Source organism: Herbaspirillum seropedicae (assembly GCF_001040945.1).
Lineage (GTDB): Bacteria > Pseudomonadota > Gammaproteobacteria > Burkholderiales > Burkholderiaceae_D > Herbaspirillum > Herbaspirillum seropedicae.
Window position 1 is genome coordinate 928,996 of sequence record NZ_CP011930.1, and the last position, 21,316, is coordinate 950,311.

Annotated in this window: 18 protein-coding genes; 9 read left to right on the plus strand and 9 right to left on the minus strand. The window is 63.6% G+C overall.

Features of this window, described 5'->3' with window-relative positions:
* Positions 1-5 precede the first annotated feature (5 nt).
* Positions 6-596: a response regulator transcription factor gene (locus ACP92_RS04220; protein WP_013232877.1), complete on the minus strand. Its 591-nt coding sequence runs from the start codon at positions 594-596 to the stop codon at positions 6-8.
* A gap of 53 nt (positions 597-649) precedes the next feature.
* On the minus strand, positions 650-2,674 hold the full coding sequence (locus ACP92_RS04225; RefSeq protein ID WP_013232878.1) for a two-component system sensor histidine kinase NtrB: 2,025 nt from the start codon (positions 2,672-2,674) through the stop codon (positions 650-652).
* 482 nt (positions 2,675-3,156) lie between these two features.
* Here ACP92_RS04225 and ACP92_RS04230 point away from each other — a divergent pair, with 482 nt between their 5' ends.
* The 3 genes from ACP92_RS04230 (at position 3,157) to ACP92_RS04240 (ending at position 6,121) form a co-directional block, all read left to right on the plus strand.
* Positions 3,157-4,161, plus strand: a complete 1,005-nt coding sequence (locus tag ACP92_RS04230; RefSeq protein ID WP_013232879.1) for a TRAP transporter substrate-binding protein — start codon at positions 3,157-3,159, stop codon at positions 4,159-4,161.
* Between the two features lie 122 nt (positions 4,162-4,283).
* A complete protein-coding gene (locus ACP92_RS04235; RefSeq protein WP_013232880.1) occupies positions 4,284-4,844 on the plus strand; it encodes a TRAP transporter small permease in 561 nt (186 codons plus the stop codon).
* The gene (locus ACP92_RS04240; RefSeq protein ID WP_013232881.1) at positions 4,841-6,121 is read left to right on the plus strand and encodes a TRAP transporter large permease; all 1,281 of its coding nucleotides are present in this window, start codon (positions 4,841-4,843) and stop codon (positions 6,119-6,121) included. The genes ACP92_RS04235 and ACP92_RS04240 overlap by 4 nt, the downstream gene beginning before the upstream one ends.
* A gap of 500 nt (positions 6,122-6,621) precedes the next feature.
* Here ACP92_RS04240 and ACP92_RS04245 read toward each other — a convergent pair whose 3' ends face one another.
* The gene (locus ACP92_RS04245) at positions 6,622-7,272 is read right to left on the minus strand and encodes a VOC family protein (RefSeq protein WP_013232882.1); all 651 of its coding nucleotides are present in this window, start codon (positions 7,270-7,272) and stop codon (positions 6,622-6,624) included.
* A 105-nt stretch (positions 7,273-7,377) separates the two neighbouring features.
* On the opposite strand from ACP92_RS04245, the gene ACP92_RS04250 reads away from it, so the two are divergent.
* The 4 genes from ACP92_RS04250 to plsY all read left to right on the plus strand — a co-directional run bounded on the left by ACP92_RS04250 (position 7,378) and on the right by plsY (position 10,042).
* Complete coding sequence (locus ACP92_RS04250; protein ID WP_041310194.1) at positions 7,378-7,881, plus strand: methylated-DNA--[protein]-cysteine S-methyltransferase; 504 nt, start codon at positions 7,378-7,380, stop codon at positions 7,879-7,881.
* A gap of 9 nt (positions 7,882-7,890) precedes the next feature.
* Positions 7,891-8,814, plus strand: a complete 924-nt coding sequence (gene xerD / locus ACP92_RS04255) for a site-specific tyrosine recombinase XerD (protein ID WP_048348499.1) — start codon at positions 7,891-7,893, stop codon at positions 8,812-8,814.
* A 78-nt stretch (positions 8,815-8,892) separates the two neighbouring features.
* On the plus strand, positions 8,893-9,393 hold the full coding sequence (locus tag ACP92_RS04260) for an aminoacyl-tRNA deacylase (protein WP_013232885.1): 501 nt from the start codon (positions 8,893-8,895) through the stop codon (positions 9,391-9,393).
* Between the two features lie 31 nt (positions 9,394-9,424).
* Positions 9,425-10,042 (plus strand): glycerol-3-phosphate 1-O-acyltransferase PlsY, encoded by a 618-nt coding sequence (gene plsY / locus ACP92_RS04265; RefSeq protein ID WP_013232886.1) that lies wholly within the window; start codon positions 9,425-9,427, stop codon positions 10,040-10,042.
* Between the two features lie 95 nt (positions 10,043-10,137).
* Here plsY and tsaD read toward each other — a convergent pair whose 3' ends face one another.
* On the minus strand, positions 10,138-11,202 hold the full coding sequence (tsaD, locus tag ACP92_RS04270) for a tRNA (adenosine(37)-N6)-threonylcarbamoyltransferase complex transferase subunit TsaD (protein WP_013232887.1): 1,065 nt from the start codon (positions 11,200-11,202) through the stop codon (positions 10,138-10,140).
* A 140-nt stretch (positions 11,203-11,342) separates the two neighbouring features.
* On the opposite strand from tsaD, the gene ybiB reads away from it, so the two are divergent.
* Positions 11,343-12,353 (plus strand): DNA-binding protein YbiB, encoded by a 1,011-nt coding sequence (gene ybiB / locus ACP92_RS04275; RefSeq protein ID WP_013232888.1) that lies wholly within the window; start codon positions 11,343-11,345, stop codon positions 12,351-12,353.
* A 239-nt stretch (positions 12,354-12,592) separates the two neighbouring features.
* On the opposite strand, the gene ACP92_RS04280 is transcribed toward ybiB, so the two are convergent.
* Positions 12,593-13,045 carry a hypothetical protein gene (locus tag ACP92_RS04280; RefSeq protein WP_041310197.1) on the minus strand — a complete coding sequence of 151 codons (453 nt, stop codon included), beginning with the start codon at positions 13,043-13,045 and terminating at the stop codon, positions 12,593-12,595.
* Positions 13,046-14,011: 966 nt separating this feature from the next.
* Here ACP92_RS04280 and ACP92_RS04285 point away from each other — a divergent pair.
* Positions 14,012-16,132, plus strand: a complete 2,121-nt coding sequence (locus ACP92_RS04285; protein WP_013232890.1) for a putative bifunctional diguanylate cyclase/phosphodiesterase — start codon at positions 14,012-14,014, stop codon at positions 16,130-16,132.
* On the opposite strand, the gene ACP92_RS04290 is transcribed toward ACP92_RS04285, so the two are convergent.
* The 4 genes from ACP92_RS04290 to rho all read right to left on the minus strand — a co-directional run bounded on the left by ACP92_RS04290 (position 16,116) and on the right by rho (position 21,280).
* The gene (locus ACP92_RS04290) at positions 16,116-17,501 is read right to left on the minus strand and encodes an MATE family efflux transporter (protein ID WP_041310200.1); all 1,386 of its coding nucleotides are present in this window, start codon (positions 17,499-17,501) and stop codon (positions 16,116-16,118) included. The two genes, ACP92_RS04285 and ACP92_RS04290, sit on opposite strands and share 17 nt — an antisense overlap.
* A gap of 23 nt (positions 17,502-17,524) precedes the next feature.
* Entirely contained in the window at positions 17,525-19,249 is a 1,725-nt protein-coding gene (locus ACP92_RS04295) for an ArnT family glycosyltransferase (RefSeq protein WP_013232892.1), read from the minus strand.
* Between the two features lie 234 nt (positions 19,250-19,483).
* The gene (locus tag ACP92_RS04300; protein WP_008325780.1) at positions 19,484-19,753 is read right to left on the minus strand and encodes a type B 50S ribosomal protein L31; all 270 of its coding nucleotides are present in this window, start codon (positions 19,751-19,753) and stop codon (positions 19,484-19,486) included.
* A 264-nt stretch (positions 19,754-20,017) separates the two neighbouring features.
* Positions 20,018-21,280 carry a transcription termination factor Rho gene (gene rho / locus ACP92_RS04305; protein ID WP_008325783.1) on the minus strand — a complete coding sequence of 421 codons (1,263 nt, stop codon included), beginning with the start codon at positions 21,278-21,280 and terminating at the stop codon, positions 20,018-20,020.
* Positions 21,281-21,316 lie beyond the last annotated feature (36 nt).

Below are 21,316 nucleotides of genomic sequence, written 5' to 3' on the forward strand. Positions count from 1 at the left end.
AGGTTTTACTTGAGCAGACGCGCCAGTTCGACGGCGGTCTTGACGTTCATCTTGTCGAAGATATGGGCGCGATGGACTTCCACGGTGCGCATACTGATGCCGAGCTCATCGGCGATGACCTTGTTCATCTTGCCGGCCAGGATCAGGTCCAGCACCTCGCGCTCCCGCACGGAGAGCGCCGCCAGGCGGCTTTGCACCGCATCCTCGGCGCCGCCGGCGCGCGAGCTGGCCAGCGCTTCCAGTACACGGTCCATCAACTGGTTGTCATTGAAGGGCTTTTCGAAGAAATCGAAAGCGCCGTTCTTGAGCATGTCCACCGCCATGGGGACATCGCCGTGGCCGGTGAGGAAGATGACCGGGCGACGGTGCAACAGGCCCTTGGTCTTGAGGTCGTTGAACAGCGCCACCCCGCTGGTGCCGGGCATGCGCACATCCAGCAGCAGGCATTCGCCCTCGGCATCGATGCCGGGACTGGCGGCCAGCGCCGCCAGCAGGGTCGGGCCGCTGTCGTAGGCGGTGGCGGCGATGTTGCGCGAACGCGCCAGCCAGGCCAGCGAATCGCGGATGATCTCTTCGTCGTCAACTATGTGCAGCATCGGTGTGGGGCGAAGGCGGCCGCGGAAACCGCTCGGCAGCCTGTCTTGTGGGTTTAGTCAGGCCCGCTCTGGGCGGGCAGCGAAAACCGGAAGATTGTACCGCCTGCCGGGTTATCGGTGTAAGTCAGCGTGCCGCCGTGGAATTCGATGGTGGTGCGGCAGATGTTCAGACCCATGCCCATGCCCTCGGCCTTGGTCGAGAAGAAGGGGGAGAACAGGCGTGCCGCCACATCGTCGGGGATGCCGTGGCCCTGGTCGGTCACCGACACCGTGACCGATTCGGCGCCATCCTCGTTGCGCGTCACCTCGGCGGCCACACGCAGGATGCGCCGCGCCGACGGCACCGCCGCCATGGCCTGGATGCCGTTGCGGGTCAGGTTCAGGATCACCTGTTCCAGCAGGATCTGGTCGCCCAGCACCGGCGGCAGCGAGCGCGGCACCTGCAATTGCAGCACCACGAAGAACTGCTGGGCCTGCAATTCGATGAGCGGGGCAACGTTGTCGATGAGCTGGCGCATCTGCACCCGCTGGCGCGCCGGCTCGCGCTTCTTGACGAACTGGTGCACGCTGCGGATGACGTGGCCGGCGCGCTGGGCCTGGGCATGGATCTTTTCCAGCGCCGGCTGCAGCGCCTTGGGATCGGCCTGGCCCTGCTGCATCAGGTTCAGCGCCCCGGTGGTATAGCTGGAGATGGCCGCCAGCGGCTGGTTCAGCTCGTGCGCCAGGGTCGAGGCGATCTCGCCCATGCTGGCCAGGCGGGCGCTGGCCTGCAGCTTTTCTTCCTGGGTGCGGTTGAGGTCTTCGGCGCGCTTGCGTTCGGAAATGTCGAGGATGGAGCCCATCCAGCCGGTCTGCTTGCCATCCTGGTCCACCAGCGGCGATTCGAAGATCAGGACCGGGAAGCGCTCACCGTCGCGGCGCTGGAAGATGGTCTCGAACTGCGGTGTGGCGCGACCGGCCAGGACATTGGAAAACCGTTCCTGGTATTCATCCATGGCTTCCGGCGCCCAGTAGGGCATGGGCGGGATCTTGCCCACCAGTTCTTCGGCGGCAAAGCCGACCATCTTGCAGAAGGCCGGATTGACATAGGTGATGCGGCCCTCCAGGTCGCGTGCGCGCATGCCGGTGACCAGCGAGTTTTCCATCGCCGCCCGGAACACCGCTTCGTTGAGCAAGGCCTTCTCGGCCTTGGTGCGGCGATTGATGTCGCGCCACAAGGCCCACAGGCTCCACAACAGGCCCAGCGAGAGCACGATCACCGAGCCCACCAGCAGGTTGGGCAAGAGCTTGGGCGCGCTCTTGGTGCTATTGGTATGCAGCACCAGCGTGAGACCGGGCAATTCCAGTTCGCGCCGGTGGGTATAGACGTTCAGGCCGGGACCGCCCGAGGTGCGGCGCGCCACCACGTTGTCGTCGGTATCGGTGAGGGAGATTTCATTGTCCTGCGCAAACCACCACGGCACCATTTCATTGAGGATGCGCGCCACCGCATAGCTGGCCACGAGGCTGCCGACGTAGTGATTGTCATGGAACAGCGGCACGTGATAATCCATCAGCATGGGCTCGGCGATGCCCGGCGGCACGGCCGGGGGGCTGTAGAGCGGGCGGCGCATCTGGCGGGCGCGCTCGCCAGTCATCAGGGACGACTTGGAGAGGTCGGCGCGGGTGATGGGGAAATCATCGGTGGAGGCCACCGGGCGGCCTTCGGCATTGAACCAGGTGACGCGATAGAACTCGCGGTTGTTGCGCAGCAGGGCGTTCAGGCGGCTGCGGAAATGCTCCTGGTGCAGGCGGCCATTGGTGATCTCGCGGCCGATGATGCGCATGCTCTCGTCGTCGCGGCTCAACTGGAAGCGGATCGCCTGTTCCACCCAGAGCGAATCGGCAATGAGCTGCTCCAGCCGTTCGCTGGCTTCCATCTGCTGCGCCTGGCGCGGCAGCCAGATCAGCGTGGCCAGGAACAGGCACACCAGCAGGAAGGGGATCAGCCAGCGCATGGTGGTCTTGCGGCCCGAGGCGCGCAGCTGCGAGGCGGCGCTGGGCTGGGGAGCGATCGGTGGCGGCGGGATGGATTTCATGACGCCGCCAGTGTAGCGGCCGTGCCGGGCTTGCGCCAGCATCCCGGTCGATGGGAATGCCAGCCCGTGAGACCTGGGGACATTGTGGTTAACCACACTTGCCCCGTTTTGGTGATGCTAGGCAAAATGCGCCGGCATTCGTGGACCGCGCCAGTTCCAATAATAATTAGAACCCATTTCATAAATAGGCGTGAGATGCGTTCTGCCCAGAAAGGGCGCTGGCAAGGCGCGCGACGCGTCGTGTGGCGGTGCCACACGCAAGGAGCGCAACGCGGCCAGCGCCCTTTCTGGGCAGAACCCGGAGGGAGCGGCCCGTTTGGGCGAATTGCTGCGTTACGAATTTGGGTCAAGACGCCCAGTCTTGACCCAAATTCGCGCCTTGCACTTCATCCCAAACGGGACTCGCTCGCACTCACGCCTATTTATGAAATGGGTTCTAAGAAAATCCAATAAACGATTTACACCTCACTGGGGAGACAAGCATGAAACTGAAGTCCATCCTGCTGGCCATGACGGCTGCAGCCATCGTCAGCACCAACGCCTTTGCGCAACAGCCCATCGTCATCAAGTTCAGCCACGTGGTGGCCAACGACACGCCCAAGGGCAAGGCTGCCGAACGTTTCAAGGAACTGGCCGAGAAGGCCACCAAGGGCCGCGTGAAGATCGAGGTCTATCCCAACAGCACCCTGTACAAGGACAAGGAAGAACTGGAAGCCCTGCAACTGGGCGCGGTGCAGATGCTGGCGCCCTCGCTGGCCAAGTTCGGCCCGCTGGGCGTGAAGGAATTCGAGGTCTTCGACCTGCCGTATATCTTCCCGACCAAGGAAGTGCTGTATCGCGTGACCGAAGGTCCGATCGGCAAGGATCTCTTCAAGAAGCTGGAGCCCAAGGGCATCACCGGCCTGGCATACTGGGATAACGGGTTCAAGGTGATGTCGGCCAACAAGCCGCTGCACCACCCGGCCGATTTCCGTGGCCTGAAGATGCGCATCCAGTCTTCCAAGGTGCTCGACGCACAGATGCGCGCACTGGGCGCCAACCCGCAGGTGCTGGCCTTCTCCGAGGTCTACCAGGCCTTGCAGACCGGCGTGGTCGATGGCACCGAGAACCCGCCTTCGAACCTCTATACCCAGAAGATGCATGAAGTGCAGAAGCACGTCACCGTCTCCAACCACGGTTACCTGGGCTATGCCGTCATCGTCAACAAGAAGTTCTGGGATGGCTTGCCCTCTGACATCCGCACCCAGCTCGAAGGCGCGATGAAGGACGCCACCAAGTACGCCAACGCCATCGCCCAGCAAGAGAACGATGCTGCGCTGGCCGCCGTCGAGAAGACCGGCAAGACCACCGTCTACCGCCTCACCGACGCCGAAAAGGCTGAATGGCGCAAGGCGCTGCTGCCGGTACAACAGCAGATGGCCAGCCGCATCGGCAAGGACCTCATCGACGCGGTCAACAAGGAATCGGCAGCGCTGGGCCAGAAGTAAGCACGGCCACGCTGCCCCGGGCGCGCGCGCCTGCGCGAGCGCACAAGAACCAATAACAATCCAAACAACCTGAGCCACTGGCCGGTCCCGATGGGGCCGGCCTGCTGGCGCAAGGAGACATCATGAAGTTACTCGACCATCTGGAAGAGTGGCTGATCGCGTTCCTCATGGCCGCGGCCACCTTCATCATCTTCGTCGCGGTGGTCCACCGCTACGCCTCCGGCCTGGATATCCCCTGGCTGCAAGACCAGCTCATCCAGATCAACATGAGCTGGGCGCAGGAGCTGTGCATCTTCATGTTCGTGTGGATGGCCAAGTTCGGCGCCGCCTATGGCGTGCGCACCGGCATCCACGTGGGCGTCGATGTGCTGATCAACCGTCTGAACACCCCCTGGCGCAACAAGTTCGTGCTCTTTGGCCTGTTTGCCGGCGCGCTCTTCACCGGCATCGTCGGCACCTTCGGCGCCGAGTTCGTCTATGACATCGCCCAGCACGACAGCACCTCCGAGGTCATGGAAGTGCCGATGTGGATCGTCTACCTGGCCGTGCCGCTGGGGTCTTACCTGATGTGCTTCCGTTTCCTCCAGGTCGCGTGGAATTTCCACAGGACCGGCGAATTGCCCAAGCATGACCATGCCCACGTGGAAGGTCTGGACGAAGAAACCAGCGGAGGTAAAGCATGAATGCACTGATCATTTTCGTCTTGCTGTTCGCCCTGATGCTGACCGGGATGCCCATCTCGATCTCGCTGGGCCTGACGGTACTGACTTTCCTCTTCACCATGACCGAGGTGCCCATCCAGTCGGTGGCGCTGAAGCTGTTCACGGGTATCGAGAAGTTCGAGATCATGGCGATCCCGTTCTTCATCCTGGCCGGCAACTTCCTCACCCACGGCGGCGTGGCGCGGCGCATGATCAACTTCGCCACGTCCATGGTCGGCCACTGGCATGGCGGCCTGGCGCTGGCTGGCGTGCTGGCCTGTGCGCTGTTCGCCGCAGTGTCGGGCTCGTCGCCGGCAACCGTGGTGGCGATCGGCTCCATCATCCTGCCGGCCATGGTCAAGCAGGGCTTCCCCAACCGCTTCGGCGCGGGCGTGATCACCACCTCCGGCGCACTGGGCATCCTGATCCCGCCGTCCATCGTGATGGTGATGTATTCGGTCTCCACCAATACCTCGGTGGGCAAGCTGTTCATGGCGGGCGTGGTGCCGGGCCTGTTGCTGGCTTTCCTGCTGGGCGTGACGACCTGGTTCCTGGCGCGCAAGAACAATTACCCGCGCCTGAAGAAGGCCACCTGGGCCGAGCGCGCTGCAGCCTTCCGCAAGAGCGGCTGGGGCCTGTTCCTGATCGTCATCGTCATGGGCGGCATCTACACGGGCGTCTTCACGCCGACCGAAGCAGCGGCCATGGCGGCGGTGTATGCCTTCTTCATCGCCGTCTTCGTCTACAAGGACCTGACGTTGAAGCAAGTGCCCAAGGTCTTGCTGGACTCGGCTTCGATGTCGGCCATGCTGCTCTACATCATCACCAATGCGGTGCTGTTCTCCTTCCTGGTGACCAGTGAAAACATCCCGCAGGCGATGGCGGCATGGATCACCGATTCGGGCCTGGGACCGATCACCTTCCTGCTGGTGGTCAACATCCTGCTGCTGCTGGCCGGCAATGTCATGGAGCCTTCGTCGATCGTGCTGATCCTGGCGCCGATCCTGTTCCCGGTGGCCATGAAGCTGGGCATCGATCCGGTGCACTTCGGCATCCTCATCGTGGTCAACATGGAAGTGGGCATGTGCCATCCGCCGGTGGGCCTGAACCTGTATGTGGCCTCGGGCATCACCAAGATGGGCATCACCGAGCTGACCATTGCGGTCATGCCGTGGCTGTTGACCATGCTCGGTTTCCTGGCCCTGGTGACCTACTGGCCGGCCCTGTCGCTGTGGCTGCCTAACCTGATCTATAACTGATCGGTGGGAAATGGGCCGACCCCGCGCCGACCTCGCGCAGCAGCGCGGGGTCGGCTTCATCAGATGTCTGTTGAGTTGCTGAAAAGCATGTTGTTTTTGCCCTGAAAAAGTGCTTTGAAAGCGCGCAGAGTGCTGCTAAAGTGCGGGCTTCGCTGAAACGGCAAACGGTCATTGCCGACCCAGCAATCGAATAGAGCAGTCTTGTTTTTGGTTCATTGTTGTTGATGTACGCGCCTGGCCGGCGACCCTTCCGAATCATCGGAACGGCGCACCCGGGCGGCACCGGATACAAAGCGGGTGGTGCATAACAAACGGTATCGATACCGGGAAACTGAGGAGACGTGCATTCGATTGAAGCCGTTCAAACGGCCGGGAATGCATCAGGAGTATTTTGAAGGCGCATCTGCGGATGCGCCTTTTTTCTTTGTGCCGCGCGGTCTTGGTTGCGCTTGTAAATCGTTTATACGGTTTATATGTTTTTTGCGCGCTGCCTCAATCCGTCAGCCCACCACACGCTCCCCGTGCGGTGTGGACACCACGGCACGCAGGCTGGCCTGCTTTCCTTCCTTCAAGACAATGCGCGCATCGGCCAGCCCGATGGCCTGCCAAGCGGCTTGCAGTTGCTGGGCAGCGGGATGTTCCAGGAGCAGTTGCTGCAAGCGGCAGCCACGGTCGGGCAGGGCAGTGGCCGGGTGCGGCTGGCTGAGCCACTGGATCAGGGAGGGCATCACGCCGTCGCAGGCCAGCGCACCATCGGCGGCAATGGTGATGAGCCAGTCCAGCGCACCCCGGCTCATGGGTTCGATCATCCCCGGTGAAATGGGGCTGGCCGCCACCGCAGCCGCGATATCGCTGGTGCGCGCCACCCAGTGCGCCAGGCGCGGGACGGCAGCCTTGGTCAGTTGATCCATGCCGAACCAGCGTGGCCGCCCTGGCGCATCGGCGTTGGGATCGATGGTGATGACTTCCAGATAGAAGCCTTCGCCCAGCGACAGCAGCGCATTGTGCGTACCCAGCCGCACGTGCTGGCCACCGATGCGCGGGGCCATGGAAACGCCCAGGCACTGCTCGACCCAGGCCATGCCGGATTTGAGTGTGGGGGCGGTGATGACCAGGTGGTCGGGGGCGGTGTGCAAGCCGATGGTGCTCATGCGGTCTCCAGGAAGTTTTGCCCGATGGTATCAAGCCTGCACATGAATTGCTTACAATAGGGCCCCAGGCCCGTGCCGCGTTTGCCCTGTTTGCTCCGCCTTCCGATGACCCAAGCTGACTCCCCGTTGACCGCCCTGTTCTCCGCCGTGGTGCATACGCCCTTCGGCGGCATGGGCGTGCGCACCGAGGCCGGCGCCCTGGTCGAGATGGTCTACCTGCCGCCGCACTACGCCGAGAAGGACGCCACCGACGCCGTGGCTGCGCAGGCCGTACAGCAGATCACGCACTATCTGGCTGACCCCGCCTACCGTTTCGACCTGCCGCGGCTGAGCGTCGGCAGCGCCTTCCAGCAGCGGGTCTGGCAAGCCATCATGGCCATTCCCTGTGGCCAGGTACTGACCTATGGCCAGGTCGCCAAACGCATCCAGTCCGCACCGCGCGCGGTCGGCCAGGCCTGCGGGGCCAACTGGTACCCACTGGTCATTCCCTGTCATCGGGTGACCGCTGCCGGTGGGCTGGGCGGCTTTTCGCATCACGACGCCGAGGATGGCTTCCACCTGGAGGTCAAGCGCTGGCTGCTGCGCCATGAAGGCGTGGCCGGATACTGACGCATACGCATGGGACGCACCACACCAAAGATCGAGGCTCCGGCCGTGAGCCGTGAAGCCATCGACGAATTCTGCGACAGCCTGTGGCTGGAAGATGGCTTGTCCAAGAACACGCTGGAGGCCTACCGGCGCGACATGACCCTGTATGCCCACTGGCTCTACCAGGAGCGCGCCAAGGCCCTGTACGAGACGCAGGCCGAGGACCTCAACGCCTACTTTGCGGCGCGCCACGATCAGACCAAGCCCAGCTCTTCCAACCGCCGCCTGGCGGTGTTGAAACGGTTCTTCCAGCTGGCGCTGCGCCAGCATCACGTGGCCGCCGATCCCTGCCTGAAGCTGCGCTCGGCACGCCAGCCGCAGCGTTTTCCCAAGACCCTCTCGGAAGGCCAGGTCGAGGCCTTGCTGGCCGCGCCGGATGTGTCCACCCCGCTGGGATTGCGCGACCGCGCCATGATCGAGCTGATGTACGCCAGCGGGCTGCGGGTCTCGGAACTGGTGTTGTTGAAGAGTATCGAGGTGGGCATGAACGAGGGCGTCCTGCGCGTGACCGGCAAGGGCAGCAAGACCCGCCTGGTGCCGTTTGGCGAGGAAGCCGGCAGCTGGCTCATGCGCTACCTGGCCGAGGCGAGGGCGCAGATCCTGCAGGGGCAGGTCGACGATGCCTTGTTCGTGACCGCCCGCGGTGGCCCGATGACGCGCCAGATGTTCTGGACCCTGATCAAGAAATATGCGCTGCAGGCGGGCGTGACGGCGCGCCTGTCGCCGCATACCTTGCGCCACGCCTTTGCCACCCACCTGCTCAACCATGGGGCCGACCTGCGCGTGGTGCAGCTGCTGCTGGGTCATGCCGACATCTCCACCACCCAGATCTATACCCACGTCGCCCGTGAGCGCCTCAAGCAACTGCATGCCGCACATCACCCCCGCGGCTGATCTTTGCGGCATAATGTGCGCCCATGACGGCCCGGCCCGGCCTGTGTGGCCGGTCAGCCGCCGTCAGGAAGAATACCGATGAGCGCCAAGAAAGAACACATCTCCGAAACCCCGGCCACGCAATTCCTGCGCAAGCAGGGCGTGGCATTCACCGAACATCCTTACGACTACGAGGAGCACGGCGGCACCTCGGTGTCCTCGCGCGAGCTGGGCGTGGACGAGCATGCGGTCATCAAGACCCTGGTGATGCAGGACGAGGCCGCCAAGCCGCTCCTGGTGCTCATGCACGGCGATTGCAAGGTGTCGACCAAGAACCTGGCGCGCCAGATCGGCTGCAAGTCGGTCGAGCCCTGCAAGCCCGAGGTGGCCAACCGCCACTCGGGTTTCCTGATCGGCGGCACGTCGCCCTTCGGCACCCGCAAGGCCATGCCGGTCTATGTCGAGTCCAGCATCCTGGAACTCGGCAAGATCTATATCAATGGCGGGCGGCGCGGCTTCCTGGTCGGCATCGACCCGGCCGTGATCCTCAAGGTGCTGCCGGCCAAGCCGGTCCAGTGCGCCCTGGCCGACCCGGCCTGACCAGAACCCCGAGACAAGAAAGAACGCATTCATGTACAACATCCTCTTCGCCATCGGCGCCTACCTGATCGGCTCGCTATCCTTCGCGGTGCTGGTCTCCAAGCTGTTCGGCCTGTCCGATCCACGCACCTATGGCTCCAAGAACCCGGGCGCTACCAACGTCCTGCGCAGCGGCAACAAGAAGGCCGCCGCGCTGACCTTGCTGGGCGATGGCTTCAAGGGCTGGCTGGCGGTGTGGCTGGCGCAGAAGTTCGGCCCGCACTATGGCGTGGATGACACCGGTATTGCGCTGGTGACATTGGCGGTGTTCCTGGGCCACCTGTGGCCGGTGTTCTTCCGCTTCGTCGGCGGCAAGGGCGTGGCCACCGCGCTGGGCATCCTGCTGGCGCTGGACATATGGCTGGGCCTGGCCACGCTGGCGACCTGGCTGGCGGTGGCCTTCGCCTTCCGTTATTCCTCGCTGGCGGCGCTGGTGGCGGCCTTGTTCGCACCCTTCTACTACGGCCTGCTGTTCGGCACTACCGACGGTATCCTGCTGGCCGTGGTGGCCATGGCGGCGCTGCTGATCTATCGCCACCGCAAGAACATCGGCAATCTGCTGGCGGGCAAGGAAAGCCGGATTGGGGATAAGAAGAAGGCTGGCAAGTAAGTTAGGCAGCCGGGAAAGCGGAAGAAAAGGAAGTAGAGGTAGTAAAGGAAAAGAAGGGTCGCAATCTGCATTGCGGCCCTTTTTGTTTATATCGTTTAAATGATTTCCGGGGTGTTCGGAACGGCTTGCTTCTGAGGCGGCCGCAACTCATCCAGCGGCCAGCGCGGTCGCACGCTGAAGCCGTATTGCTTGCGCGCCGCACCCGGTTCCTCGCGCAGGCGCATGGCGCCGGCGAAGGCGATCATGGCGCCGTTGTCGGTGCAGAACTGCAACTCCGGATAGAAGACTTCATAGCGCCGCTTGGCCGCTGCCGCATTGAGGGCTGCGCGCAACTGCGCATTGGCGCCCACGCCGCCGGCGATGACCAGGCGCTTCAGGTTGGTCTGCTTCAGCGCCGTCATGCACTTGGCCACGAGCACGTCGACGATGGCGTCGACGAAACCGCGCGCGATATTGGCCTTGTCCTGCTCGCAGATATTGGTGCTCTGCTGCTTGACCACGGTGAGGACCGCAGTCTTCAGGCCCGAGAAACTGAAGTCGAGATTCTTGGAATGCAACATCGGACGTGGTAACTGGTAGGCGTTCGGATCGCCAAATTCGGCCAGCCGCGAAATCGCCGGTCCACCCGGATAGCCCAGGCCCAGCAGCTTGGCCGACTTGTCGAAGGCTTCGCCGGCCGCATCGTCGAGGGTCTCGCCCAGCAATTCATAACGGCCCACGCCATCGACCCGCATCAACTGCGTATGACCGCCCGAGACCAGCAGGGCGATGAAGGGGAAGCGCGGCGGTTTGCTCGCCAGCAACGGTGACAGCAGGTGGCCCTCGAGGTGGTGGATGCCCAGCACCGGCTTGTCCAGCGCCAGCCCCAGCCCGCAGGCCACCGAAGCGCCCACCAGCAGCGCACCGGCCAGGCCAGGTCCCTGGGTATAGGCGATGGCGTCGATGTCCTGGGCTTGCACCTGGGCATCGGCCAGGGTTTGCCTGAGCAGGGGAATGGCGCGGCGGATGTGGTCGCGCGAGGCCAGTTCCGGGACCACGCCGCCATATTCCTGATGCATGGCAATCTGCGAATGCAGGGCATGGGCCAGGAGGCCGCGCTCGGTGTCGTACAGAGCAAGGCCGGTTTCGTCACAGGAGGATTCGACGCCGAGAACTAACATGGGAATGGACTCAATGAAGCGGCCGGGCTGCCCCCTTTGACAGGCGGGAGGCAGGCGCGGCAAAGGCGCTATTGTAATGGAAAGCCCGGCCGGACATCCCCGCGCTGTGGGGCGCGGCGGTTTTGGTGTACCCTTCGGCCATGCAAAACAATGCCCATACTCCTGCTCCGGCTGCGGCCGTCGAGCCTGCTTCCGGTCTTTCTTCCCATGCTGCTTTCGTGGCCGCGCCTTTCATCAAGGAAATCGGCCGTGGCAAGGATGGCGCGCGCAGTCTGTCGCGCCAGGACGCCCGGACCATGTACCAGGCCATGCTCGATGGCCGTGTCAGCGATCTGGAGCTGGGGGCGATCCTCCTGGCCATGCGCATCAAGGGCGAGTCGGTGCAAGAGATTGCCGGTTTCCTCGATGCCGCCGAGGCCTCCATGCCGGCGCTGCGCGCCCCGGCGGGGCCTTACGCGCCGGTGGTGCTGCCCAGCTACAACGGCTCGCGCAAGATGGCCAATCTCACCCCGCTGTTGTGCATGCTGCTGGTGCGCCGGGGCGTGCCGGTGCTGATGCACGGCGTCACCCATGATCCGCAGCGTGTCACCAGCGCCGAAATCTTCACAGCCCTGGGCCAGCCGCACGCCGCCAGCATCGAGCAGGCCCAAGCCCTGATGGCGGCCGGCCAGCCAGCCTTCGTGCCGATCACCGTGCTGGCCCCGGCCATTGCGCGCCTGCTGGGCATGCGCCGCATCCTGGGGGTGCGCAACTCCACCCATACCGTGGTGAAGATCATGCAACCCTTCGCGGGGCCGGCCTTGCGTCTGACGTCGTACACCCATCCCGAATACCTGGAGATGCTGACCGACTACTTCAGCAACGCCGCGCCGCCTGAGCGCGGCGACGCCTTCCTCATGCGCGGCACCGAAGGCGAGACGGTCGCCAATGCGCGCCGCGCCCAGCGCATCGACTGGTTCAGTGGCGGCACGCGCACCGTACTGGTGGAAAAACAGAGCGTGGCCGAAGAACTGCCCGATCTGCCCGAGGGACAGGATGCCGCCGCCACCGCGGCCTGGATCCGCGAGGTGCTGGAGGGCCAGCGACCGGTGCCGGAAGCCATCGCCGAGCAGGTCGAGCACTGCGTGGATGTGGCGGCACGATTACGTTGATTTTTTGTTGCGCAGCGTGGATGATTCACCACACCCTATCCTGCCGCGCGGGAAGCTGACACATTGACAGCATCGCTGCACAAGACCTGTCAGCAATGGTCAGTAAAAAAACGCTGGAAACAATGCCGGCGCTGCGGCATGGAGATGGAGGCGGAAAGAAGAGGATGGGGTTGATCCCAGGGAACGGGATCGTACAGCGCAGAGGAGCGAAAGAAAACGCGTCCGATCAGTCAGACGCGTCAAGCGCGGGAGCGGCGTCGGGTGGGGGCCTTGGCAGGAGCAGCGGCCTTCTCGACGGTGCTGGCGGCGACCTGGGCGAAGGCGAAGATCACTTCCTTGACGACCTTGCGTTGTGGCGCAGGCAGGTTGATGAAGGCCTCGAAGGCTTCGCGTTCGCGGTAGCCGATGGCTTCTTCCCAGCGCGCGCGGCGCTTGTCGATGCGCTTGCCGATCTCTTCGCCGAAGCGCAGATGCTGTGGAGTAACGATGAGCCACTCGGCCAGGGTTTCGAGCTTGTCCTGCTTGGGCATGGACTCGCCGAGCAGCCAGCGTCGCACGCCGTGCAGCGTCATCGGCTTGCCCCAGTAGCGCAAATTGAATTCCCGTTCCAGAACGGCGGGCTTGGGTTCGTATCCTGCTTTTTCCATCGCGGTGCGCAAGCGCTTGGCGAATTTTTGATTGGCGGTTTCCATGGTTTCGAAGGTACTTTGAGGTAGAGCTTTCCGGGGTACGTTTGCATTTGGGATGAGTTACGCAGCAAACGTGATTTATACTCACCAGCTGGGATGAAGTCGCCATCGGCGTCCATACGACCCCATGGAAAGCTGCGCCAGGCAAGGCCGGCGAGCGTTTGCAGCGAGCGGAAAGGTGGCCATGCGCAAGTCTCCGATGCGATGGGGGAACACCTTGTACGATGGTGCAGGTTCGTGCGAACGCAGTGCCGCATGTCAGGTCATCAGGCCACTTCAAGTACGTCAGTGACTTGCGCCGTGATGGTGCGACAGGGGCATGCGCTGGACCGGCGCTTGTTCTGCAGGCGTCCTCGTTGGGGTTGGACTATTGTTAGTCCAGATGGCTGACGGCGTCAGCCCTTATTGATGTTTTTTTATTTTCTGTGTCTGTAGCGACACAGCGCAATGCGGCGCAAACCAGCGCCGCAGCGGGGGCAGGGCGGTTTCGGCAGGGGCCGGCGCGTTAGAATGGCGGCGCACCTTCAGGGGGATATCACTGATGCTGCAGGTGGGTAACCTAAAGTTTTCCCATCCTGCGAGGATGGTGTGGATCCGCCAGACCAGTCCGCCATGTGGTCGGGGCTGGGTCTGGCCGCTGAGCGCGGATCGCCGGCCGGATTTGCTGCAAGTCAGGACAAGCCGAACAATCAAAGAAGCAAACGGCGTCCTTGTGATAAGTTTCAGTGATTTTTATCGCTTTTCAGTTACGTAACTTTTAAGTACTTTTTCCGGACCGGAAAGGTCCGGGATGGAACGCGGCGACCCGTTGCGCAGCAACGGTGGATCGACTGACGTCCGCACACCCGCCAGCCAATGTTGCCGGCCCGGGTGCACCGGGCGGAATGGCCGCGCTACCGTACAGGCGCATCTCCCGCGGGCTCCCAGCGATCGCCCGCGAGGAGATGGGCAATCGTTCCGGGTTTGTCCATGTCAGGTTCATTCCATTTCCTGCTGTTGGCCTTTGCGGTGCTGGTGGCCAGCCTGTCGGCCTATGCTGCGCTGGAAGTCTCCGAGCGCATGGTGATGCAGGAATCCCAGCATCGCCGCCTGTGGCTGTCGGTGGGGGCGGTCGTGCTCGGCCTGGGCGTGTGGGCCACGCTGTTCCTGACGGTGGCGGCGCTGGGCTTGTCGATGCCGGTCGGCTTCGATATCCGGCTGACCGTGCTGGCGCTGTTGCTATGCCTGGGCAGCGCCTTCTACCTGATGCACCTGTCCGGCTTGCGGCGGCCCCATCCGAGCCGGCTGGCCATCGGCGGCCTGTCCATCGGCGCGGCCATCAACGCAGCTTTCCATATGGCGCTGGCCGCCATGCAATTGCTGCCGGCGCTGTTGTACCAGCAGGTCTTGCTAGGCCTGGCCTTGCTGCTGACCGAACTGATCGGGGTCTTCATCGTCGCCCTGTTTTCGGCCAGCAATGGCCGCAAGCCCAAGGCCGGCTCGCTCAATTCGCAGCAGACCCGGCGGGTGCTGGCGGCGTTGCTGGTGGGGCTGGGCCTGGTCGCTGCGGCCACGGCTGGCCTGCGTGCGCTGGTCATCGCGCCGCACACGCAGAGCTTGGCGGTGGCCAGCCTGCTGCGCGAGCACCTGGTCAACGGCATCGTCTTCCTGGCTTTCCTGGCGATGGCGCTGGCGCTGGTGATCAGTGGCGTGCAGCGCAACCAGGTCTTGAAGCGCATCGTCGGCCGCACCAATGACAAGCTGCTGCATTTCGCCACCCACGACGTGCTCACCGGCCTGCCCAATCGCGCCTTGCTGGCCGACCGCATCCAGCACGCGGTGGAGGTGGCACGCCGCAACGGCAAGACCTTTGCGGTGCTGTTCATGGACCTGGATGGTTTCAAGGCCATCAATGATTCGCTCGGCCATGCGGTGGGCGATGGCCTGCTGGTGGCGGTGGCGCAGCGCATCCGGCAATGCCTGCGCGGTGAAGACATGGTTGCGCGCATCGGCGGCGACGAGTTCGTGGTGGTGGTGGGCAACCTGTCCTCGCCGGATGTGGTGGAGCAGTTGTCGGAAAACATCCTCGCCGCCCTGCGCCAGGATTTCCAGATCGATGACGCCACCCTGCGCGTGACCTCCAGCATCGGCATCGCCGTCTATCCCAATAGCGGCGACAGCGTCGATGCATTGATGAAGAATGCTGATGCGGCCATGTACGAAGCCAAGCAGAGCGGGCGCAATACCTATCGTTTCTTCGAGCCGGCCATGCATGCCAGCGCCATGCGTCACCTGCAGGTGCGCCAGGCGCTCCAGCAGGCCATCGACGAGCAGCAGTTCCGCCTGCATTTCCAGCCCAAGTACCGTGGCGCGAGCAAGGAGCTGACCGGGCTGGAAGCCCTGCTGCGCTGGACCCATCCGCAACTGGGCGAGATGGCCCCGACCGAATTCATCCCCATTGCCGAGCGTTCCGGCCAGATCCTGTGCATCGGCGACTGGGTGCTGCAGGCGGTCTGCGAACAGATCGCCCGCTGGGATGCGGCAGGGATGAAGCCGGTGAAGGTGGCCCTGAACCTGTCGCCGTTGCAGATGCGCACCGATCTGGTGGCGCGCATCGTGGAACTGGTGGGGGCGGCGGGCATTGCCCCGCAACGGCTGATGTTCGAGATCACCGAGACGGCGGCGATGAAGGATGTGGAGCGCAGCCAGCGGGTGATCGGCGAACTGCAAGCGCTGGGCTTCGATATCGCCATCGATGACTTCGGCACGGGCTATTCCAGCCTGGCCTACCTGGCGCAGTTCCACTGTCGCCAGATCAAGATCGACCGCTTCTTTACCTCGCGCCTGGATGGCGATGATCACTCCGGACGCGCCATCGTGGCCGCCATCATTGCGCTGGCCCATGCCTTGCAGATGGAGGTGGTGGCCGAGGGCGTGGAAACCGAAGGGCAGTTGCGCGAGCTGCAACTGCTGCACTGTGATCAGGTGCAGGGCTTCCTGCTGGGGCGTCCGGCGGAAGCGCCCAGCGTGCCGGGGCTGGTCCAGGCCAGCAACGATGACCTGTTCGGCGCGGCGGCTGGCGCGAGCGCCGTGCTCAAGCTGGAGCGTTGAGCCAGCGGCGCTGGATGTGGCGCAGGTAGTAGAGCAGGCCGATCCCGACTAAGCCCAGGCTGGCGCTGTTGGCCAGCCAGAAGCCGGCCGGTCCCAACAGGTTCGGCGGGGTCAGCCCGAGCGGATCCAGGCCGAGCAGATAGCCGCCGCCCAGTCCCACGCCCCATAGCGTGACGGCATAGATCACGGTCGGCACCACCGCCACCTTGTAGGCGCGCAGCACGAAGGCGGTGGTCACCTGCAGGGAATCGAAGAGCTGGTAGAAGGCGATGTAGAGAAACAGCGGCAGCGCTGCGCCGATGATGAGCGGATCAGGTGTATAGGCGCGGATGATCTGCCCGCGCAGGCAGTAGACCACCAGCCCGACCAGCACCGACAGCGCGATCGCCAGGCGGATGCCGGCATTGCCGATCTTCTTGGCCACCGCAAAGTTGCCGCCGCCAATGGCTTGCGCCACCAGGGTGCTGGTCGCGCTGGCAATGGACAGCGGCAGCATGTAGAGCACCGTGCCGACATTGGCGGTGATCTGGTGTCCGGCCACCGGCACCGCACCCAGGCGCGCGATGAAGACGGCCATCAGGGTAAAGGCGGTGACTTCGATGAAGTAGGACATGCCGATGGGAATGCCCAGCCACAGCAGCCGTCGCAGGGTCTTCCAGGAAGGGGCGACGAAACCGCGGCCGAACAGCTTCAAGGGGCGATACACCGGCAGGCGCGCCACCAGCAGCCAGGCCGCCAGCATCATCAGCCAGGCGATCAGGGTGGTGGCGATGGCGCAGCCGGGGCCGCCAAAGGCCGGCAGGCCCAGGCCGCCGAAGATCAAGAGGGCGTTCAGCGGCAGCTTCAGCAGCAGGCCGCAGACCTGGATGGCCATGACCATCTTGGGGCGGGCGATGGCGGTGTTGAGCGCGGAATAGACGCGGAAGAACAGCGTGGCCGGCAGCGCCAGCGCTTCGATACGCAGGTACAGCGTGGCCTTTTCCACCAGCTCCGGCGAGGCCTTGGCCACGCTGAGAAAGAGCGGCGAGAACATCAGCACCAGCGCGCCGATGACTGACAGGAACACGGCCAGCCACATCCCTTGCCTGACCTCGTCGCCGATCTCGTCGTGACGGCCGGCGCCGAAGAGCTGGCCGATGGTCGGCTGCAGCGCCTGCAGCACCCCCGACAGGCCCACGAAGACACTCACGTAGATCGATACCCCCAGCGCCAGCGCGGCCAGGTCCAGCGCCGAGAAGCGCGAGACCATCACGGTATCGATCACGCCATTGGCGATGAGCGCCAGCTGGCCGACCAGAAGCGGCCAGGCCAGCCGCGCGATGCGGCCGACGTGGTGACGGGAGGACAGGGCGGGCAGTTCAGTGGTCACGCGCAGGCAATCATGAGGGCCGCTCAGTCTTTGCTGCGGCGATAGAGGCGGAAGCGCTCGTCGCGGTCAGAGGGGCGGCGGCCTTCCCAGACCATGCGCCAGGCGCCGGGATACTGGCGCAGCATCAGCGCCGCGTCCTGGTTGCTGATGTCATCCTGCAGCAGCAGGTAGTCGCAGCGCTGGCCATGCTCATCGGCAAAGCGCACATTGCCGAAGTAGGCGAACGAGGCGCGCTGCGCCGGGCCGACATTGGTCTGCACGCACTGCTTGACCGAGCCCAGCTTGGACTCGATCTGCTCGGCCACGCCCGCATAGCTCTTGCCATAGTTGACCCAGGGCAGCCACAAGGTCATCAGCAATACCCAGCACAGGATCACGCCGCCCGAGGACAGCACCACGGCGCGCCACAGCACCGAGGGACGGCGCGAGATGCGCCAGTGGACCACGACGATCCAGGCGATGGTGGCGGCGATGGCGATGGCCAGCGAGATCCACGCAAAGCCCGGCTTGAAGCCCGGCGCCAGCTTGTAGGCATTGCGCGCGATCTGCGCGGGCCAGCCGGTTTCCTTGGCGATCCAGCCGATCCAGATGAAGGCCGCCGACGTGGTCAGGGTCATCACCGAGAACCAGTCCACTGCATTGATGGCGCCGCGCTTCATGGTCGGCAGGCCGAAGGCCGCCAGGATCGCCAGCGCCGGCAGCAGCGGCAGCAGCATGCCTTCTTCGCGGTGGATGTTCATCAGCACCAGCAGCGTGATGGGGATCAGGAAGGCCAGCGGCAGGGCGATATGCAGCGACCCCAGCTGGCGTCGCCAGGCGTAGAGCGCCCATCCCGCAAAGGGCCAGGCCGGCCAGGCGAACCAGACGCCGTACTTGCCCAGGAAGGCCAGCGTGGCCAGGGTGGGGACGTTCAACTGGTAGGTGTTCCAGCTCATCCAGAGTTCGAACTGGCCGGCGGCCTCGCTGGGGATCAGCGTATGCAGCGCCAGCAGCCAGGCCGCGCAGATGAGCAGCGCCAGCGGCAGGGCCAGGCCCAGCACCAGCGCTGCGGCGCGACCGTCCTTGCGCAGCGCCGTCAGCAGTACCAGCGCCAGCAGCACGCCCACCGGCAGCAGCCAGCCATAGGTCAGCACCAGCATGCCCAGCGCCAGGCCCAAGCCCAGCGCGTGGCGCACGCGATGCGCATCGAACACCCGCGCTGCGCCATACATGGCGTAGGCGACCAGGGCGATCTGCAAGGTCTTGGGGCTGGTCTCGTGGCTATGCAGCAGCAGGCCGAGGAAACCGAGGTAGATCAGGAAGGCGCCATCGGCCAGGGTGCGGCCGAAATCCTTGGGCTCGGGCTGGCCGCCAAAGGCCAGCTTGAGCGGCTGCGCCTCGGGGCGACGGCCCAGCAGGTAGGTGGTGTACCAGATCGAGAGCGACCCGACCAGGAAGCAGCCGATGGTGGAGACGCGCGCGGCCAGCGGATCGCCGAGCAGCCAGCCGAAGAGCTGGATGCAGATGGCGCCGAACCAGTAGGCCAGCGGACTTTCCGCCGGCAGCGGGAGTCCGGCCACATTGGGCGTCAACCAGTCGGCCAGATTGCCATGGGCCATGGTCCACATGATGCCGAAGCTGGTGGCATCCTCGTTCTTCCAGGGATCGCGGCCGATCAGGCCGGGCAGGATGTAGAGGAGGGCGAGCGCAAGCAGGGCCATGCGCGGAAGCGCGTTGGTCGCTGCGGCAGGAAGACGGACTGGCTTCATCAAGATCTTGTTGCTCTTGTTCTGGACTGCGGGGTTGGGTGGTCTTGCTTGCCGTGCGGGCTGGCTGCGCGGCATCGCTCGGGAGGGCGATTTCCGGTGTTATTTTTTTGCAGGCCCTATTGTGCAGGAATTCACCGTAAATAGTTGTTTCTGAGTGCGACAGCAGGTGCGCCACGACAAGGTGGGCCAAACAAAAAAGGCAGCCGGAGCTGCCTTTTTTGAGGGAAGTACAGATTACGCCTTCGAGACAGCAGTCTTCGAACCGACGGAACCGAACTTCTGGCGGAACTTCTCGACGCGGCCAGCGGTGTCGACGATCTTGTGCTTGCCGGTGTAGAACGGGTGCGATTCGGAGGACACTTCGATCTTCACCAGGGGATATTGCTTGCCTTCGAACTCAGCGGTTTCGCGCGTGCCGATGGTGGAGCGGGTGATGAACTTGAAGTCGTTCGACATGTCGTGGAACAGGACTTCGCGGTAATCCGGATGGATGCCTTCTTTCATGATTGCCTCAAGAGTAGTTTGGTAGCCAATCGCCACTTCGTCGGTCGCCTTGCTTCTTGACCCGATTGATGATCACTTGCCGGTTTGGAAAAGTCCGAAATTATACAGTGGAATCAGGGGCTTGGGTCAAGGCGGGCCACTGGCCGCAGGCCGTCGGCGTGGTTTTTCAGTTGAAAATACGTCGCTATTGTTGCTGTCAGGTCAATAAAAAACGGCATGTCCGATGAAGGACATGCCGTTTCCTGATCTTGCCAGCGGCGATGCTTAGTTGCCGCGACGCATCATGTCGAAGAACTCGGCGTTGTTCTTGGTGGACTTCATCTTGTCGAGGATGAATTCCATCGCCTCGATCTCATCCATGTCGTACATGAGCTTGCGCAGCACCCAGATCTTCTGCAGCTGGTCCGGCTTGATCAGCAGCTCTTCGCGGCGGGTGCCGGACTTGGAGAGGTTGATGGCGGGGTAGACACGCTTCTCGGCCAGGCGGCGTTCCAGATGCACTTCCATGTTGCCGGTGCCCTTGAATTCTTCGTAGATCACGTCATCCATGCGCGAGCCGGTTTCGATCAGGGCCGTGGCGATGATGGTCAGCGAGCCGCCTTCTTCGACGTTACGGGCCGCACCGAAGAAGCGCTTGGGGCGTTGCAGCGCGTTGGCGTCCACACCGCCGGTCAACACCTTGCCGGAGGCCGGGATCACGGTGTTGTAGGCGCGCGCCAGACGGGTGATCGAGTCCAGCAGGATGACCACGTCCTTCTTCATTTCGACTAAGCGCTTGGCCTTTTCCAGCACCATTTCGGCGACCTGGACGTGACGGGTGGCCGGTTCGTCGAAGGTGGAGGCGACCACTTCGCCGCGCACCGAGCGCTGCATTTCGGTCACTTCTTCCGGACGTTCGTCGATCAGCAGCACGATCATCACGGTGTCCGGATGATTGGTGGTGATGGCGTGGGCGATGTGTTGCAGCATCACCGACTTGCCCGACTTGGGCGAAGCCACCAGCAGGCCGCGCTGGCCGCGGCCGACCGGGGCGATCAGGTCGATGATGCGGCCGGTGATGTTTTCCTCGCCGCGCATGTCGCGCTCAAGCTGCAAGAGCTTGTTGGGATGCAGCGGCGTGAGGTTTTCAAACAGGATGCGGTGCTTGGAGGCTTCCGGCGGTTCGCCGTTGACCTTGTCGACCTTGACCAGGGCGAAATAGCGCTCGCCATCCTTGGGCGTGCGCACTTCACCTTCGATGGAGTCGCCGGTATGCAGGTTGAAACGGCGGATCTGCGAAGGCGAGATGTAGATGTCGTCGGTGGACGCCATGTAGCTGGCGTCGGGCGAGCGCAGGAAGCCGAAGCCGTCAGGCAACACTTCGAGGGCGCCATCGCCAAAAATCTGTTCTCCTGATTTTGCGCGCTTCTTCAGGATGGCAAACATCAGCTCCTGTTTGCGCAGGCGCGCAGCATTCTCGATGTCCAGGCTGATTGCCATTTCCAGCAAGGCAGAGACGTGCATCGCTTTTAGTTCTGATAAGTGCATATGAGTGTCCCGGGACGGGATAAGTAAAGGTGGGGG

Coding starts and splice junctions, on each gene's coding strand:
- ACP92_RS04220 (WP_013232877.1), bottom strand. CDS start 596: ATGCTGCACATAGTTGACGACGAAGAGATCATCCGCGATTCGCTGGCC.
- ACP92_RS04225 (WP_013232878.1), bottom strand. CDS start 2,674: ATGAAATCCATCCCGCCGCCACCGATCGCTCCCCAGCCCAGCGCCGCC.
- ACP92_RS04230 (WP_013232879.1), top strand. CDS start 3,157: ATGAAACTGAAGTCCATCCTGCTGGCCATGACGGCTGCAGCCATCGTC.
- ACP92_RS04235 (WP_013232880.1), top strand. CDS start 4,284: ATGAAGTTACTCGACCATCTGGAAGAGTGGCTGATCGCGTTCCTCATG.
- ACP92_RS04240 (WP_013232881.1), top strand. CDS start 4,841: ATGAATGCACTGATCATTTTCGTCTTGCTGTTCGCCCTGATGCTGACC.
- ACP92_RS04245 (WP_013232882.1), bottom strand. CDS start 7,272: ATGAGCACCATCGGCTTGCACACCGCCCCCGACCACCTGGTCATCACC.
- ACP92_RS04250 (WP_041310194.1), top strand. CDS start 7,378: ATGACCCAAGCTGACTCCCCGTTGACCGCCCTGTTCTCCGCCGTGGTG.
- xerD (WP_048348499.1), top strand. CDS start 7,891: ATGGGACGCACCACACCAAAGATCGAGGCTCCGGCCGTGAGCCGTGAA.
- ACP92_RS04260 (WP_013232885.1), top strand. CDS start 8,893: ATGAGCGCCAAGAAAGAACACATCTCCGAAACCCCGGCCACGCAATTC.
- plsY (WP_013232886.1), top strand. CDS start 9,425: ATGTACAACATCCTCTTCGCCATCGGCGCCTACCTGATCGGCTCGCTA.
- tsaD (WP_013232887.1), bottom strand. CDS start 11,202: ATGTTAGTTCTCGGCGTCGAATCCTCCTGTGACGAAACCGGCCTTGCT.
- ybiB (WP_013232888.1), top strand. CDS start 11,343: ATGCAAAACAATGCCCATACTCCTGCTCCGGCTGCGGCCGTCGAGCCT.
- ACP92_RS04280 (WP_041310197.1), bottom strand. CDS start 13,045: ATGGAAACCGCCAATCAAAAATTCGCCAAGCGCTTGCGCACCGCGATG.
- ACP92_RS04285 (WP_013232890.1), top strand. CDS start 14,012: ATGTCAGGTTCATTCCATTTCCTGCTGTTGGCCTTTGCGGTGCTGGTG.
- ACP92_RS04295 (WP_013232892.1), bottom strand. CDS start 19,249: ATGAAGCCAGTCCGTCTTCCTGCCGCAGCGACCAACGCGCTTCCGCGC.
- ACP92_RS04300 (WP_008325780.1), bottom strand. CDS start 19,753: ATGAAAGAAGGCATCCATCCGGATTACCGCGAAGTCCTGTTCCACGAC.
- rho (WP_008325783.1), bottom strand. CDS start 21,280: ATGCACTTATCAGAACTAAAAGCGATGCACGTCTCTGCCTTGCTGGAA.